Origin of the sequence: Gordonia sp. (in: high G+C Gram-positive bacteria), from assembly GCF_047606305.1 — a bacterium.
GTDB lineage: Bacteria > Actinomycetota > Actinomycetes > Mycobacteriales > Mycobacteriaceae > Gordonia.
Genome location: NZ_JASGER010000007.1, coordinates 17,330 through 32,209 on the forward strand (window position 1 = coordinate 17,330; position 14,880 = coordinate 32,209).

13 protein-coding genes are annotated in these 14,880 nt (G+C 70.0%); 6 read left to right on the forward strand and 7 right to left on the reverse strand.

Features of this window, described 5'->3' with window-relative positions; genetic code table 11:
- Positions 1-6 precede the first annotated feature (6 nt).
- The gene (locus tag QM634_RS00925) at positions 7-1,347 is read left to right on the forward strand and encodes a cation:dicarboxylate symporter family transporter (protein ID WP_415040900.1); all 1,341 of its coding nucleotides are present in this window, start codon (positions 7-9) and stop codon (positions 1,345-1,347) included.
- Positions 1,348-1,420: 73 nt separating this feature from the next.
- On the opposite strand, the gene QM634_RS00930 is transcribed toward QM634_RS00925, so the two are convergent.
- The 3 genes from QM634_RS00930 to QM634_RS00940 are packed head-to-tail and all read right to left on the reverse strand — an operon-like array spanning position 1,421 to position 2,786.
- Positions 1,421-1,891, reverse strand: coding sequence for a DUF5130 family protein (locus QM634_RS00930; RefSeq protein WP_415040901.1), 471 nt, complete (start codon positions 1,889-1,891; stop codon positions 1,421-1,423).
- Positions 1,878-2,138, reverse strand: coding sequence for a hypothetical protein (locus QM634_RS00935; RefSeq protein ID WP_415040902.1), 261 nt, complete (start codon positions 2,136-2,138; stop codon positions 1,878-1,880). Before QM634_RS00935 ends, QM634_RS00930 begins: the two co-directional genes overlap by 14 nt.
- 45 nt (positions 2,139-2,183) lie before the next feature.
- Positions 2,184-2,786, reverse strand: coding sequence for a TetR/AcrR family transcriptional regulator (locus QM634_RS00940; RefSeq protein ID WP_415040903.1), 603 nt, complete (start codon positions 2,784-2,786; stop codon positions 2,184-2,186).
- Positions 2,787-2,865: 79 nt separating this feature from the next.
- On the opposite strand from QM634_RS00940, the gene QM634_RS00945 reads away from it, so the two are divergent.
- Positions 2,866-4,242, forward strand: coding sequence for a flavin-containing monooxygenase (locus QM634_RS00945; RefSeq protein ID WP_415040904.1), 1,377 nt, complete (start codon positions 2,866-2,868; stop codon positions 4,240-4,242).
- On the forward strand, positions 4,239-5,162 hold the full coding sequence (locus QM634_RS00950) for an alpha/beta hydrolase (RefSeq protein WP_415040905.1): 924 nt from the start codon (positions 4,239-4,241) through the stop codon (positions 5,160-5,162). Before QM634_RS00945 ends, QM634_RS00950 begins: the two co-directional genes overlap by 4 nt.
- Positions 5,163-5,166: 4 nt before the next feature.
- On the opposite strand, the gene QM634_RS00955 is transcribed toward QM634_RS00950, so the two are convergent.
- Positions 5,167-5,724 (reverse strand): HNH endonuclease, encoded by a 558-nt coding sequence (locus QM634_RS00955; protein WP_415040906.1) that lies wholly within the window; start codon positions 5,722-5,724, stop codon positions 5,167-5,169.
- An 85-nt stretch (positions 5,725-5,809) separates the two neighbouring features.
- Between QM634_RS00955 and QM634_RS00960 the strand changes: the two genes are divergently transcribed.
- Genes QM634_RS00960 through QM634_RS00970 form a run of 3 tightly spaced genes read left to right on the forward strand, consistent with a single transcriptional unit; the run spans position 5,810 to position 9,132 of the window.
- The gene (locus QM634_RS00960; protein ID WP_415040907.1) at positions 5,810-6,193 is read left to right on the forward strand and encodes a globin; all 384 of its coding nucleotides are present in this window, start codon (positions 5,810-5,812) and stop codon (positions 6,191-6,193) included.
- A 21-nt stretch (positions 6,194-6,214) separates the two neighbouring features.
- Positions 6,215-7,900, forward strand: coding sequence for a glycoside hydrolase family 13 protein (locus tag QM634_RS00965; protein WP_415040908.1), 1,686 nt, complete (start codon positions 6,215-6,217; stop codon positions 7,898-7,900).
- Positions 7,901-7,953: 53 nt separating this feature from the next.
- Complete coding sequence (locus QM634_RS00970) at positions 7,954-9,132, forward strand: Fic family protein (RefSeq protein WP_415040909.1); 1,179 nt, start codon at positions 7,954-7,956, stop codon at positions 9,130-9,132.
- On the opposite strand, the gene QM634_RS00975 is transcribed toward QM634_RS00970, so the two are convergent.
- Genes QM634_RS00975 through QM634_RS00985 form a run of 3 tightly spaced genes read right to left on the reverse strand, consistent with a single transcriptional unit; the run spans position 9,119 to position 14,873 of the window.
- Positions 9,119-9,802 (reverse strand): hypothetical protein, encoded by a 684-nt coding sequence (locus QM634_RS00975; protein ID WP_415040910.1) that lies wholly within the window; start codon positions 9,800-9,802, stop codon positions 9,119-9,121. The genes QM634_RS00970 and QM634_RS00975 overlap by 14 nt on opposite strands.
- A 1-nt stretch (position 9,803) precedes the next feature.
- On the reverse strand, positions 9,804-10,253 hold the full coding sequence (locus QM634_RS00980) for an acyl-CoA thioesterase (protein ID WP_415040911.1): 450 nt from the start codon (positions 10,251-10,253) through the stop codon (positions 9,804-9,806).
- 54 nt (positions 10,254-10,307) lie between these two features.
- A complete protein-coding gene (locus QM634_RS00985; protein ID WP_415040912.1) occupies positions 10,308-14,873 on the reverse strand; it encodes an NAD-glutamate dehydrogenase domain-containing protein in 4,566 nt (1,521 codons plus the stop codon).
- Between the last annotated feature and the right edge of the window lie 7 nt (positions 14,874-14,880).

Here is a 14,880-nt window from a genome sequence, read left to right on the forward strand (position 1 = left end):
CCGGTGATGAGCACCGACATCGAGCACCTGCCGCCACCGCCGGACAAACCGACACCGAGCCGCACCCACTGGCTCTACATCCTGGTCATCGTCGGGGTGGTCGCCGGGGTCGTGGTCGGCCTGGTCGCCCCGGGGGTCGGCAAGGACGTCGCCTTCCTGGGGACGATGTTCGTCAACCTGATCAAGATGATGATCGCCCCAGTCATCTTCTGCACGATCGTGCTGGGCATCGGATCGGTGCGCAAAGCCGCCACCGTCGGCAAGGTCGGCGGCCTGGCGTTCGTCTACTTCCTGGTGATGTCGACGGTCGCGCTGGGGTTCGGACTGCTCGTCGGCAACCTCCTGAAGCCGGGCACCGGCCTCGACTTCAAACCCGATCCGAGCAAGGGCGCCGAGCTCGCCGAGAAGGCGCACGAGTCCGGCGGCACCGTCGACTTCCTGCAGGGCATCATCCCGGACACGCTGGTCTCGGCGCTCACCTCCGGCAAGGTGCTGCAGGCGCTGTTCGTGGCGCTGCTCGTCGGGTTCGCGATCCAGGCGCTCGGCAAGGACGGCGAACCGATCCTGAACGCGGTGGGCCACTTCCAGAAGCTCGTCTTCAAAGTGCTGTCGATGGTGCTGTGGACGGCGCCGATCGGCGCATTCGGCGCCATGGCCGGTGTCGTGTCGCAGACGGGGTGGGCGGCCGTCCGCGAGCTGTTCGTCTTCGTCCTGGCCTTCTACGCGACCTGCCTCGTGTTCGTCTTCGTCGTCCTGGGCCTGCTGCTCAGGGCCGTGACGGGGTTCTCCATCTTCCGGCTGGTCCGCTACCTCGCCCGCGAGTACCTGCTGATCCTCGCGACATCCTCGTCCGAACCGGCCCTGCCCTCGCTGATCGCGAAGATGGAGCACATGGGGGTCAGCACCTCGACGGTCGGGATCGTCGTGCCGACCGGCTACTCGTTCAACCTCGACGGCACCGCGATCTACCTGACGATGGCCTCGCTGTTCATCGCCGACGCGGCCGGCGACCCGATGTCGATCGGCGAGCAGCTCGGCCTGCTGCTGTTCATGATCATCGCGTCGAAGGGCGCGGCGGGGGTCACCGGCGCGGGCCTGGCGACACTGGCCGCCGGCCTGCAGGCCCATCGGCCCGACCTGCTCGACGGGGTGGCCGTCGTGGTGGGCGTCGACCGCTTCATGTCCGAGGCGCGGGCGCTGACCAACTTCTCGGGCAACGCCGTCGGCACGCTGCTCGTGGGGACGTGGACGCAGACGATCGACAAGAACCGGGCCACCCGCGTGCTCGACGGGCAGCTGCCCTTCGACCTGGCGAGCGCCGGGTCGACAGCACCCACGGCGCACTGAAAAAGCCCCCCGGCAGGTGGCCGACGTGATTATCACCTCGGCCCCTCACCAGGGGGCGTTTTTCAGTCGAGAATCAGGGTGCGACGGCGGCGGTGGCCATCACGCGGATCGCCGACACGAGGCCGTCGATCAGGTCACCCCGGCGGAACGACGCCGCCGCGGCGGTCACGCCGAGCGCGGCAACCCGGTCGTTGACGCGGCCGGCAACGTCCTTGCCGGACACGATCGCGATGTCCTTCGAGTTCGGCGACACGGCGATGAGGGTGCCGTGGGCGGGCTCGGGGGCCTTCAGCAGGGCCTCGCGCGCGCCGGCGACCGGATCGGAGCCGAGGTCGCCGATGTACACCGAGAAGCGCACGCGCGCCTGCTCGGAGCAATCCTTGAGCGCCTCGTCGAGGCGGAGCAGCTCGTCGGGCGCGAACGGGAGTCCGGGCACCTGCGAGTCGGGGAAACGGACGCCCGAGACGCGGCCGCTGTTGGTGACGACAGTCCCCATCGGCAGGTCGCCGACCGGGGTCGTCGCGACGACATCACCACTTGCCATTTGCGGCACCGCCTTCAGTGTCGGACTTCTCCGCGTGGGCCGGGAGCGCCAGGTTCGGCAGCTCGGTGGCGGAGAAGAGGATCGGAGCGTGGTCCCACTGCTCGTCGAGCGAGTAGCGCTGCGCCGGCTTGTACTTCGTCGACCCGTAGAAGGTCTGGTACGCCAGGGCGAGCACACACAGGATCACCGACGCACACACCAAGATCACCACCGGCAAACCGATGGGGACGATGAGGTCTTCAACCACGTCTGGTCCTCTCTAGATTCGATTAGGGCTGTACCGCTGAATTTATCAGTCGGCGGGCGCGATCCGTAGCGCGGGGAGAACATAGCGGCGGAAATGTCGCCGGAGCGCCCGCGGGTCGTCGGCGTCGATCGTGTTGCCGGGCACGCTGCCCAGGCTGATGAGCACGCGCGCCACCCATTCGGCGGCCTCGTCGACGTCGGTGTCGGGGTGGATCTCGCCGTCGGCGACGGCCGCGACGAGGTATCGGTGCCAGAAGGCGGCCAGGTCCGGGACCAGGCCCGCGACGCCGACGCCGATGGCCGCGGCGAACTCTTCGGGTTCACCGCTGCGCAGCCGCATCAGCGTCGCACCGGGGTCGTCGTAGGCGCGCCGGCCGATCTGGACGCCGGCGACCAGCCTGCTCTCGAAGCCCTCGATCTCTTCGAGCTCGGCGTGGTTGCGCTCCCAGGTCGTCTCGACGAGGCGGATCAGCGCGGCCCCGACCAGTGCGTTCTTGTCCGGGAACAGGCGGTAGAGCCAGGCGCGCGACACCCCGGCCCGCTCGGCGACGGCGCTCATGGTCGTGGCGCGGATCCCCTTCTCTGCCAGCATCTCGTCGGCGACGGTGAGCAGTCGCTCCCTCGTCGTCGTCACGTCGGTGCGGGTCATGTGGCGGAGTCTAGCCACCCGCCGGCGCAATTCGCGCAAAGTTGGTAGACACATTCAACAATCTGTGTACTCTCGCCGCATGAGCAAACCCACCGTGGCGGTGATCGGTGCCGGGATCAGCGGCCTGACCGCGTCGAAAATGCTGACCGACTACGACGTTGCGCACACCGTCTTCGAGGCGTCGGACCGGATCGGCGGCAACTGGGCCTTCGAGAATCCGAACGGCCACTCCAGCGCGTACCGGTCGCTGCACATCGACACCTCCAAGCACCAGCTGTCCTTCAAGGACTTCCCGATGCCCGAGGAGTACCCCGACTTCCCGCACCACACGCAGGTGAAGCAGTACCTCGAGGACTACTGCGACGCCTTCGACCTCAAGCACAACATCGAGTTTCAGAACCGTGTCCTGCACGCGCGGCGACTGCCCGGCGGCGGCTGGGAACTCGACACCGAGAAGACCGGCAAGCGGCGCTTCGACCTGCTCGTCGTCGCCAACGGCCACCACTGGGACCCCCGGTACCCGGACTTCCCCGGGTCGTTCAACGGCATCGAGATGCACGCGCACCACTACGTCGACATCAAGACACCGCACGACTTCACCGGCAAGCGGATCCTGGTCGTCGGGCTGGGCAACAGCGCGGCCGACATCGCCGTCGAACTGTCGTCGAAGTCGCTGCAGAACAAGCTGACGCTCTCGACGCGCTCGGGCGCCTGGATCGTGCCGAAGTACTACGGCTCGACGCCGGCCGACAAGTTCTACCGGACCTCGCCGCACATCCCGCTCAAGTGGCAGCGCAAGGCGATCCAGATGATGATCCCGATGGTCGGGCGGCCCGAGAGCTTCGGCCTGCCCACCCCGAACCACAAGTTCTTCGAGGCGCATCCCACCCAGTCGCTGGAGCTGCCACTGCGGCTGGGATCGGGCGACGTCATCCCCAAGCCCAACATCACCAGGCTCGACGGGGACACCGTCCACTTCGACGACGGAACCTCCGACGACTTCGACATCATCATCTACGCGACCGGGTACAACATCACCTTCCCGTTCTTCGACGAGGACTTCATCAGTGCGCCCGGCAACGTGATCGACCTGTACAAGCGGATGTTCTACCCCGGGATCGACGACCTGCTGTTCCACGGTTTCGCCCAGGCGACGCCGACGCTGTTCCCCTTCGTCGAGTCGCAGGCCCGCCTCGTGGGCGCGTACGCGGTCGGCAACTACCGGCCACCGTCGATCGAGGAGATGCACCGGGTCATCAAGGAGGACATGGAGCTGTACACCGGGCACATGCTCGACCGCCCGCGGCACACCCAGCAGCTCGACTACTTCCTCTACGAGCACAACATGCGCACCAAGGAGCTCCCCGCGGGCCTGCGGCGCGCCCGGCAGCAGGGACCGGTGAGGTGGGCCGGCGTCGGCGAATCCACCGCAACGAAAGCAGAGGCGACCGCATGAGCCCGACGAAGACCGCCGCCACCGACCGCGTCGACGTCGAGTTCGTCAGCGGCGGTGTGCGCTGCGCGGCGTGGTTCTACCCCGCCCCCGGCACCGGACCCGCGCCCGTCGTCGTCATGGCGCACGGCCTGGGCGGCACCAAGGACACCGGCCTGGACCCGTATGCGCGGGCGCTGCGCGACGCCGGGTACGCGGTGTTCGCCTTCGACTACCGCGGCTTCGGCGAATCGGAGGGCCAGCCGCGCCAGCGCGTGTCGATGCGCAACCAGATCGCCGACTACCACGCGGCCTGTGACGCCGCGGCCCGCCAGCCCGGCGTCGACCCGTCACGGATCGTCCTCTGGGGCGTCTCGCAGTCGGGCGGCCACGTCTTCGAAGTCGGCGCCTCGCGCGACGACGTGGCCGCCATCATCGCCGTGGTCCCGATGGTCAGCGGACCGGCGGCGGCCAAGCACGCGCTGCCCCTGCACACCCCGAGCAGCCTGCTGCGATCGACCACCACGGGCTGGCGCAGCTCCGCGCGCCAACTCATGGGCAAGGAGCCGGCGACCATCCCCATCGTCGCCAAGCCCGGCGACTTCGGCGCGCTGACCGCGCCGGGCTACTACGAGGCGTACACCGAACTCGCCGGACCGTCCTGGCGCAACGAGGTCGACGCGACGATCGGCACCGAGATCGCCACGCACCGGCCGGGCAAGTTCGCCAAGCAGATCACCGTGCCGATCCTCGTGCAGATCGCCGACCTGGACCAGGGCGCTCCCCCGCAGGCCGCCGCCAAGGCCGCGTTCAACGCGCGCGCCGAGGTCCGCCACTATCCGTGCGACCACTTCGACGTGTTCGCCGGCGTGGCCGGCAACAACTGGTTCGACAGGTGCGTCGAGCACGAGGTCGCGTTCCTGGGGCACCACGTACAGGTGTGAGGCCTCAGGCGGCCAGGTACTGCTCCCACACCGGGTCGATGTCGGTGACGGTCGCCAGCAGCCGCCAGTGGCGCCCCTTGGGCGCGACCGGCTCGCGGTGCAGCGTCCAGCCGAGCTCGTGCAGCAACCGGTCGGCCTTCCGCCGGTTGCACGGCGCGCAGCAGGCGACACAGTTATCCCAGGTGTTCGCGCCGCCGCGGCTGCGCGGGATCACGTGGTCGATCGTCGTCGCCCGGGAGCCGCAGTACACGCACCGGTTCGCGTCGCGGCGCATCAGCGCGGCGCGGGTCATCGGGATCTGCGCCCGGTAGGGCACGCGCACGAAATGTCGCAGTCGGATCACCGACGGCACCGGTACCGCGAGCTGCTCGGAGTGCGCGATCGCGTGGGCCTCGTCCTCGTGGACGGTTTCGGCCCGGCCGGTGATCGTGAGCACGATGGCCCGCCGCGTCGACACGACGGTGAGCGGCTCATAGGTGGCGTTGAGCAGCAGGACGCGCTGCCGCTGCCATGAGATTCCGATCACGTTCTCCAGAAAACCACGGACCGGGCCGTCGCGCACTCCAATTGTGGCGTGTCGTCGCTGGTACGGCCGGTGAACAACGCCCGACCCCGACGTGGCGCGCCGCGATGTGGACAATGGAGGCGTGCCCAGTTTCTACGACGAGGTCGGTGGCCACGCCACCTTCGAGGCGATCACCAAACGGTTCTACGAGGAGGTCGCGCGCGACGAGGTCCTCCGCCCGATGTACCCCGAAGAGGACCTGGGCCCCGCCGAGCGGCGACTGCGCATGTTCCTCGAGCAGTACTGGGGCGGACCGCACACCTACTCCGACGAGCGCGGCCACCCGCGGCTGCGGATGCGTCACGTGCCGTACCACATCGGCCCCATCGAGCGGGACGCGTGGCTGCGCTGCATGCGGACGGCCATCGCGGAGATCCCCGTCGACGTGCTCGACGACGAGCACCGCTCGGCGATGCTCGACTACATGGACATGGCGGCCAACTCTCTCGTCAACGCGGCCTACTGAAGCGAAGGGATCCCTGCGTCGATGAGCCAGACCCCGAACATCGTGCGGTCCGCGAGGCCGAACGTCGTGCGCCGCGGCGCACCGGCCCCGCGGACCAACACCCAGCTCGACCCGGGTGACGACCGCTGGTGGCGCAACGCCGTCGTCTACCAGATCTATCCGCGCTCCTTCGCCGACTCCGACGGCGACGGCGTGGGCGACCTGGGCGGCATCATCGACAAGATCGGGCACCTGGAGCTGCTCGGCGTCGACGCCATCTGGCTCTCCCCCGTCATGCGCTCGCCGATGGCCGACCACGGCTACGACGTGTCCGACCCGCGCGACATCGACCCGCTGTTCGGCGACCTGGCCGCCCTCGACGAGCTGATCGGCCAGGCGCACGCCCGCGAGATTCGCGTGGCGATGGATCTGGTGCCCAACCACACCAGCGATCGGCACCCGTGGTTCGCCGACGCGCTGGCCGCCGCCCCGGGCGACCCGCAACGGTCGCGCTACTACTTCCGCGACGGTCGCGGACCCGACGGTTCACTGCCGCCCAACAACTGGGTCAGCGTCTTCGGCGGCCCCGCATGGACGCGGGTGACCGAGGCCGACGGGCGCCCCGGTCAGTGGTATCTGCACCTGTTCGCGCCGGAGCAGCCCGATCTGAACTTCGAGAACCCGGAGGTCGTCGCCGACCTCGAGCGGACGCTGCGGTTCTGGCTCGACCGCGGCATCGACGGCTTTCGGATCGACGTCGCGCACGGCCTGGCCAAGGCGCCGGGGCTGCCCGACATGGACCTCGCCTCAGCCCGGGTGCTGCGCCACACCGACTCCGATCCGCGGTTCAACAACCCCCAGGTCCACCCGATCCACCGTCGGATCCGAGCCGTCGTCGACGAGTACCCGGGCGCCTTCACCGTCGGCGAGATCTGGGTCGACGACAACAGCCAGTTCGCCGCCTACCTGCGCCCGGACGAGCTGCACCTCGGCTTCAACTTCCGGCTGGCCATGGCCGCCTTCACCGTCGAGGAGATCCGCGGCGCGATCGACAACTCGCTGGCCGCCGTCGCGGCCGTCGGGGCACCGCCGACGTGGGCACTGTCGAACCACGACGTCTACCGGGAGGCGACGCGGTATGCCCCTGACGACTCGGCGGCCGGCCGCGCGATCGGTGTCGACCGGGCGCGCGCCATGCTGCTCGTCGAGCTGGCCCTGCCCGGCACCGCCTTCATCTACAACGGCGCCGAGCTCGGACTGCCGAACGTCGAGCTGCCCGACGAGGCACTGCAGGACCCGGTGTGGGAGCGCTCGGGCCGTACCGCGCGCGGCCGCGACGGCTGTCGGATCCCGATTCCCTGGGAGGGCGTCGCTCCCCCATTCGGATTCAGCACCAACCCGCACACATGGCTGCCCATGCCGGCCGACTGGTCGGCGCTGACCGTCGAGAAGCAGATGGAGGACGTGTACTCGACGCTGGCGCTCTACCGCGCCGCGATCGACCTGCGCTTTCGCCGCGACGAGTTCTCCGGCGAGACGATCGAGTGGTACGGCGCCCCCGCCGGCTGCCTGGCCTTCCGCCGCTCGCCGGGCCATCTGGTGTGCGTGCTCAACACCGCCGAGGACGCGATCACCCTGCCGCCGGGCGAGGTCCTGCTGGTCAGCCAACCCCTCGTCGACGGCCGGCTGGCGGCGAATGCCGCGGCCTGGCTGGTCCCGCACCGGTAGGGATCATTGCCATTTCCACTTTATTGCTATAAAGTGGAAATAGGAGGTGGATCGTGCCAACGTATGTCGAACGCTTCTGGCACGCCGACGATGCCGGCGGCCTGGCCCGAGCCGACCGCAAGCCGGGCTCCTACCGCGCGTACATCCCCGACGAGCTCGGTGACGCCCTGCCGGGTCTGTCTGCCGAGGCCACCGATGCCGCAGCCGACGCCCTCGCCGTCCTCGCCCGGGCCGACGAGCGGATCGGAGCCGGCGCCGACTATCTCAACTACCTGCTCCTGCACTCGGAGAGCATCTCGTCGTCGTGGATCGAGGGTAAACAGATCAGCCCCAAGCGGCTTGCGGTCGCCGAGGTGCTCAACCACGGAAGCCGGGCCGCCCTCGAGGTCGTCGCAAATGTGCGCGCGACCACCGAGGCGCTCGGCTCGCTCTCGGACCGGTCGCTCCCCATCACCGTCGACGCGATCGTCCGGCTCCAACACCTGATCGAACCGCGCCTGACCGCAGGCGTCCGCACGACCCAGAACTGGGTCGGCGGCCCCGGATGGAGCCCGCTGCGGGCCGACTTCGTCCCGCCTCCGGAATCGGAACTGCCGCGCCTGCTGGCCGACCTCGCCGCCTTCGCGAGCGCGACCGCCGGCAACCCGGTGGTCCGCGCCGCCATCGCGCACGCCCAGTTCGAGACGATCCACCCGTTCATCGACGGCAACGGCCGCACCGGCCGCGCGCTCATCCACCCGATTCTGCGCCGCGCCGACGCCGTCCGCGGCACCCTCATCCCGATCAGCACCGTGTTCGCGGCCGATCCGGACACCTATATCGCCGGACTCACCGCCTTTCGCCGGGGCGACCTCGACTCGTGGGTCCTCGGCTTCTCCCGTGCCGTGGAAACAGCGGCCGGCTACGCCGTTCGCCTCGCCGCCGAGGCCGGCCGCGTCGACGAGCAATGCCTCGAAGACCTCCTCACCCATCGTCGTCGACGCGGCGTGTCCCCCGTGGTGCCCCGATCCGATTCCGTCGTCCTGCGCATTCTGGACGGGCTGGCGGCCAACCCGGTGCTGACCGCCGAACTGGTGGCGCAGCGATTCGGATGCGGATCCACCGCCGCGCACCGCGCGCTCACCGACCTGGCCGACGCGGGGGTACTCGGCCGGTCGAAAGACCCGAAGGGCCGACTGGTCTGCTGGACCGCCGACCGGCACCTCGCCCTGGCCCGACTTACAGAACGGTGACCGAGAACTGATCGCCCCGCCGCTGGTAGACGGCACCGAATCGGGCGTCGAGGCGGATCCAGGTGCCGCCGGCGCGCACGCGCACCGGTTCGTCGTCGGCGATATCGGCCAGGGTCGACGACTCACTGATCGCCTTGCCGTGACGATCCCGGGCGAACCCCATACCGGTGAGCGCGAACAGCGACCGCAGCGCGATACCGACCGAGCCGTCGCCGTCGGACACCTCGAGGACCACCTGGTCGAGCAGCGAGGTAACCGGTCCGTGCCCGCCGCCGACGGGGTCCTTGGCCAGCGCCGCGCCGCGCTGGGCGAGGTCGACGACGGTGCGCAGCGGCACGTCGTCGATCTGCCGGTAGCCGGTCTGCGGCGGCAGCGCCCCGCGCCACGCGCTCTCCAGGCCGAAGCCCGGGTCGATGCTCAGCGTCCCGGTCCCGGCCGCGTCGCCGAGCACGTGGGCGTCGCAGACGACGTCGGCCGGGGTGAGGGTGCCGAACACCGCACGTGTGGCCAACACGTCGAACCCCGTGGTGCCCCACAGCCCGACGAGGCCGTCGGCACGCTGGCGCAACCGGACGACCGCCGCCTCGTCGAGACGGAGCAGTCGACGGCTGAAGGCGGCGACATCACCGGCATCGGCGGCCGAGGCGAGGGTCAGGCGTCGATCGCCCATCTCAGGCCTCGCGGAGGAACTCGCGCAGGTAATCCTTTTCCGCGTCGGTCATGCGCCGCGGCCGTTGGGTCTCGATGTCGAAGGAGGCCAGGTGCGTCGACGCGACGACGGCGGGCTTGGAATCCGGGTCGGCACCGGCCGGGCGCACCTCGTAGCCGACGAAGAAGTCGACCGAGCGCAGCTTCTCGATGAACATGGTGACCTCGATCGGCGACTGGTCGTGGCGCAGCTGCTGCTGGTACTTCACGTTCATCTCGACCACGACGCAGCCCTCGCGCAGCGGGGCCGTGGGACGCTCGTCGTAGAACAGCCACGGGATGCGCGCCTCCTCGAGCAAGGTCACCATCCGTGCGTGGTTGATGTGCTGGAAGACGTCCATGTCCGACCAGCGCACCGGCACCTTGACCACATAGCCGTCCCCGGTCCGCAATCCCTCGTCGGGAATGTCCATCTGTCCGCACCTCTCGTCTCGACTCATCGGTTCCGCCGCCCATTGTCCACGGGCTCAGAACGCGATGCTCCGCAGGGCGCGGGCCGCGACCGACAGCGAGGCGAATCCGACGTCGTCCGATTCGCGGACCTGGGCGATCGTCGTGCGGATGCGCGCGAGCCGCGGGGCGTTGCGCAGCTCCCACTCCGAGAGCTGCGCCTCGGCGTCCTCACCCGGCTCGGCCTGGGCCAGGACGGTCTGCGTCAACGTCCGCAGCACGCCGTGCAGGTCGTCACGGATCGCCAACCGGGCCTGCACCTGCCAGCGGTCGTGTGCCTGAAGGGCCGTGACCGCGGTGAGCAGCTGCTCGACCGTCAGCCGCTCGCACAGCGCCCAGTACATGGCGCCGACCTCGTCGACGTCGCGGTCCGTGATCTCGGCGACGTCGACGATGTCGAGCAGCGCATAGCTGTGCAGGCTGAGCGCGACCCGCGCCGCCAGATCATCCTCGACGCCCTCGTCCGTCAGCCGTCGGGTCCGCTCGTCGACGTCCAGGCGCGAGGCCCGGCCCAACCAGCCGTACAGGCGCGGCTGGAGTTCGGCGACGCGGTCGCGATACCGCGCCACCTCGGCGCCCAGCGCCAACGGCTGCGGACGCACGGCGAGGAACCACCGCGAGGCGCGGAACAGCAGTCGGCGCGAGTAATAACTCATCTCGTCGATGACCGCGGTCGAGGCGCCGGAGCCGACGACCCGCTCCCACAGCGGCAGCAGGTCGTAGACCTCGGTGACCACCGCGAACGCGCGCACCGCGTCGACCGGGCCGATGCCGCTGCCCTCGCCCAACCGGAACACGTGGGAGAGGCCACCGAGGTCGACGACGTCGTTGACGACGCTGGTGACGACGATCTCGCGCCGCAGCCGGTGCCCGTCCAATTCGTCGGGGAACCGCGTCACGACCGTCGACGGGAAGTAGTCGCGCAGCCGGCGGCGGAACACGTCGCTGTCGGGGAGGTCGGAGTCGAGGAGGTCGGACTTGAGGCCGAGTTTCACCAGCGCCATCAGGGTCGCCAACTCCGGTGAGGTGAGCGCCCGCGCCCGGCCCGAGGCCCCCGTCGAGGTGAAGCGCTCGTGCAGCCGGTCGGGGGTCGGCAGGCCCTCGAGCGCGAGGTCGATCCTCCGGCGGTCGGCGAGATCGGCCAGCATCCGCATGTGCGTGTCGACATAGCGTGTCGCCTGGCTGCGCTCGAAGCCCAGTTCGTTGTTCTGCGCGGTGTTGTCGGCCAGCACGGCGGCGGCGATGTCGTCGGTCAGGGAGGCCAGCAGCGCCGCCCGGTCCGACGCGGCCAACGCGCCGGAGGCAAGGGCGTGCTGGAGCAGGATCTTGAGGTTGACCTCGTGATCGGAGCAATCGACGCCGGCCGAGTTGTCCATCGCATCGGTGTTGATCGCAACCTCGTGCAGGTCGGCCTCGATGCGGCCCAGTTCGGTGACACCGAGGTTGCCGCCCTCGCCGACGACCGTCGCGCGCAGTTGATCGGCGTCGACGCGGACGCCGTCGTTCGCCTTGTCGCCCACCTCGGCGTTGCTCTGCGTCGACGCCTTGACGTACGTGCCGATCCCGCCGTTCCACAACAGGTCGACCGGGGCCCGCAACATCGCGCGGATGAGGTCGGGCGGCGCGAGTTCCTCGACGTCCCCGTCGATGCCGAGGGCGGCTCGGACCTGTGGCGTGAGGGGGATCGACTTGCGCTCCCGGCTGTACACGCCGCCACCCGCGCTGATCAGCGAGGCGTCGTAGTCCTCCCACGACGAGTGCGGCAGGGCGAACATCCGCTTGCGCTCCCGGAAGGAGGCCGCCGCGTCGGGGTCGGGGTCGAGGAAGACGTGTCGGTGGTCGAAGGCGCCGATCAGCCGGATGTGCTCGCTGCACAGCATGCCGTTGCCGAACACGTCGCCGCTCATGTCGCCGATGCCGACGACGGTGATGTCCTGGGTCTGCGGATTGATGCCGAGCTCGGCGAAGTGTCGTTGTACGGCGATCCACGCGCCGCGGGCGGTGATGCCCATCTCCTTGTGGTCGTAGCCGACCGAACCACCGGAGGCGAAGGCGTCGCCGAGCCAAAAGCCGTAGTCGGCCGCGACGGCGTTCGCGTCGTCGGACAGCGACGCGGTGCCCTTGTCCGCGGCGACGACCAGGTAGGGGTCGTCGCCGTCGCGCCGGACCACCCCCTCCGGCGTGACGATCTCGCCGGTGGCCGCGTCGAGGTTGTCGGTGACGTCGAGCAGCGCGGCGATGAATTCCCGATAGCGCCCGACGACGGCCTCGCGCGTCGGTTCCCGCCCGTTCTTGACCACGAAGCCGCCCTTGGCGCCGAGCGGGACGATCACGGCGTTCTTGACCGACTGAGCCTTGGCGAGCCCGAGGATCTCGGTGCGGTAGTCCTCGCGCCGGTCTGACCAGCGCAGGCCGCCGCGCGCGACGGTGCCGAAGCGCAGGTGCACCCCCTCCACGCGCGGCGAGTGCACGTAGAGCTCGAAACGCGGCCGCGGGGCCGGGGCCAGGGGAATCTGCTGCGGGGCGAGCTTGAAGACCAACGCGCGGCGGACCCCCGGCGAATAGTCCCGGGTGACGTAGGCGTTGGTCCGCAGCGTGGCGCGCACGGCGGACTGCAGCGCCGAGAGCACCCGATCGGCGTCCAGCCCCAGGACCTTCGCCGCTGCGGCGTCGAGCCGTGCGGACGCGGCCACCCGATGGTCGTCGGCCGCCAGTTCCGGGTCGAAGGTCGCCTCGAACAGTCCGAGGAGGGCGGCGGTGACGTCGCGGTACTGGGCGAGGACGTCGGCGACGTAGGCGGCACGGTAGGCGAAGCCGCATTGGCGCAGATAGCGGTGATAGGCCCGAAGGATCGCGGCCTCGCGCCAGGTGAGACCGGCGCCGAGGACCAGCGCGTTGAACGGGTCGAGTTCGGCGTCGCCGCGCCAGATGGCCTCGAAGGCGTCGATCAGGCGCTCGGTGCGGTGATCGTCCGGGCGATCGGGGTCGGGCTCGTCGGGCAGCGACACGGCGAAGTCGTAAGCCCAGCAGGCCACCCCGTCGGGGCGGTCGATCTGCAGTGCCTGCTCCTCGGACACCCGCACGCCGAGACTGTCGAAGACGGGTAGCAGGTCGGTCAGGTCCGCCGAGTCGCCACACAGGTAGAGCACGACGGTGTCCTCGTCGGGGGCGGTGACCGCGACGTCGCCGGGCGCCATGGACTGCAGCCGCACCAGGTCGTCGTAGGCCCGCGCCGGGTCGCGCAGCTCCTGGTAGGTCGGCGACACCGACGACGCGAAGGCGAGCAGTCCCGCAGTGTGCTCGTCGTCGGCGTCGGCAGGGATGCGGGCGGCGAGACGCTCGTCCCACGTGGCGATCACCTCCGCCAGACGCGCGCGCAACTCCTCCTGGGCGGGCCGACCGGTCGCGTAGGCGGCACCGTCGACGTCGGTGTCGATGTGCATCAGCACGTGCAACAGGGCGCGCGGACCGTCACCGACGTGACCCGCGTATTCGACGTCGGATCCGCCGAGCTCCTCGGTGATCAGTTCCTGCAGTCGTAGACGGGTCGTGGTGCTGTAGCGCTCGCGCGGCAGATAGACCAGCGCCGCGGCGGTCCGGGCCGGTCCGTCGACTCGGATGAAAACGTCCAGCGCGGCGGCCGCCGACGAGTGCAGTAGCGCGCGCAGCCGTCGCGCGAGCTCGTCGGGCGGCGTGGCGAACAGCTCGGCCAGCGGATAGGCCTGCAGGTAGGCGACCATCTCCTCCCCGACGAACGAATCGAGATCGATCTCGGCGCCGTCGAAGACCTCGGCCGCGAGGCGGCGGACGACGGGGACGTCGAAGGCCGACTGGCTCAGTCCGGCCGTGCTGAGCAGCCCGACGAAACGATGGTCCTCGCCGGGCAGGTCGAGGACGATGGGATAGTCGGTCCGCACGACGCCCGTCGGGAGGTAGGTGCGCGCAAGCCGGGCACGCTCGGCGAGATTCTGGGCACGCTCGGCGAGATTCTGGGCACGCTCGGCGGTTCGGTAGATACCCCGCCGGGCGTCGGCACTCGACTCGCCCAGCGGTGTGAAGTTGCCGTCGGCGAGCCAACGCAGAAGCGTCGCGGTCTCGGCATCGTCGACGTCATCGGCCGACGATGCCAACGCGTCCAGCATCGCCGGGTGGTCGGCGTGGATGGCGGTCACCGCGGCCAGCGAGCGCGCGATCCGCCGCTCCAGCCCGTCGCCGGATTCGCCGCCGCCGCGGGCGCGCACGCAGATCCACGACTCGTCGGCGCCGCCGTCGCGTGCCGCCAGGGCGAGCAGTTCACCGTCGGGGCTGCGACGGGCCGACACGATGGGATGGTCGACCGATTCGACGCGCAGGCCGGCGTCGCCGACGGTGGCGAGAACGGCCTCGACGAGCATCGGCATGTCGTCGGTGACGACGTAGACCCGGGTGCGCCCGGCGGCGTGGGAGACGTGGACGACGGGGTCGCCGTCGGTGCGCACCCGGCCCGCCTCGGCGAACTCCCGCAGCTCCGGGACGTCGGGCATCGCGCCGGCGGCACGCAATTGCGCTGCGGCCTCCGAGGAATGCGCCCTCGACGTGGTCACACTGCCG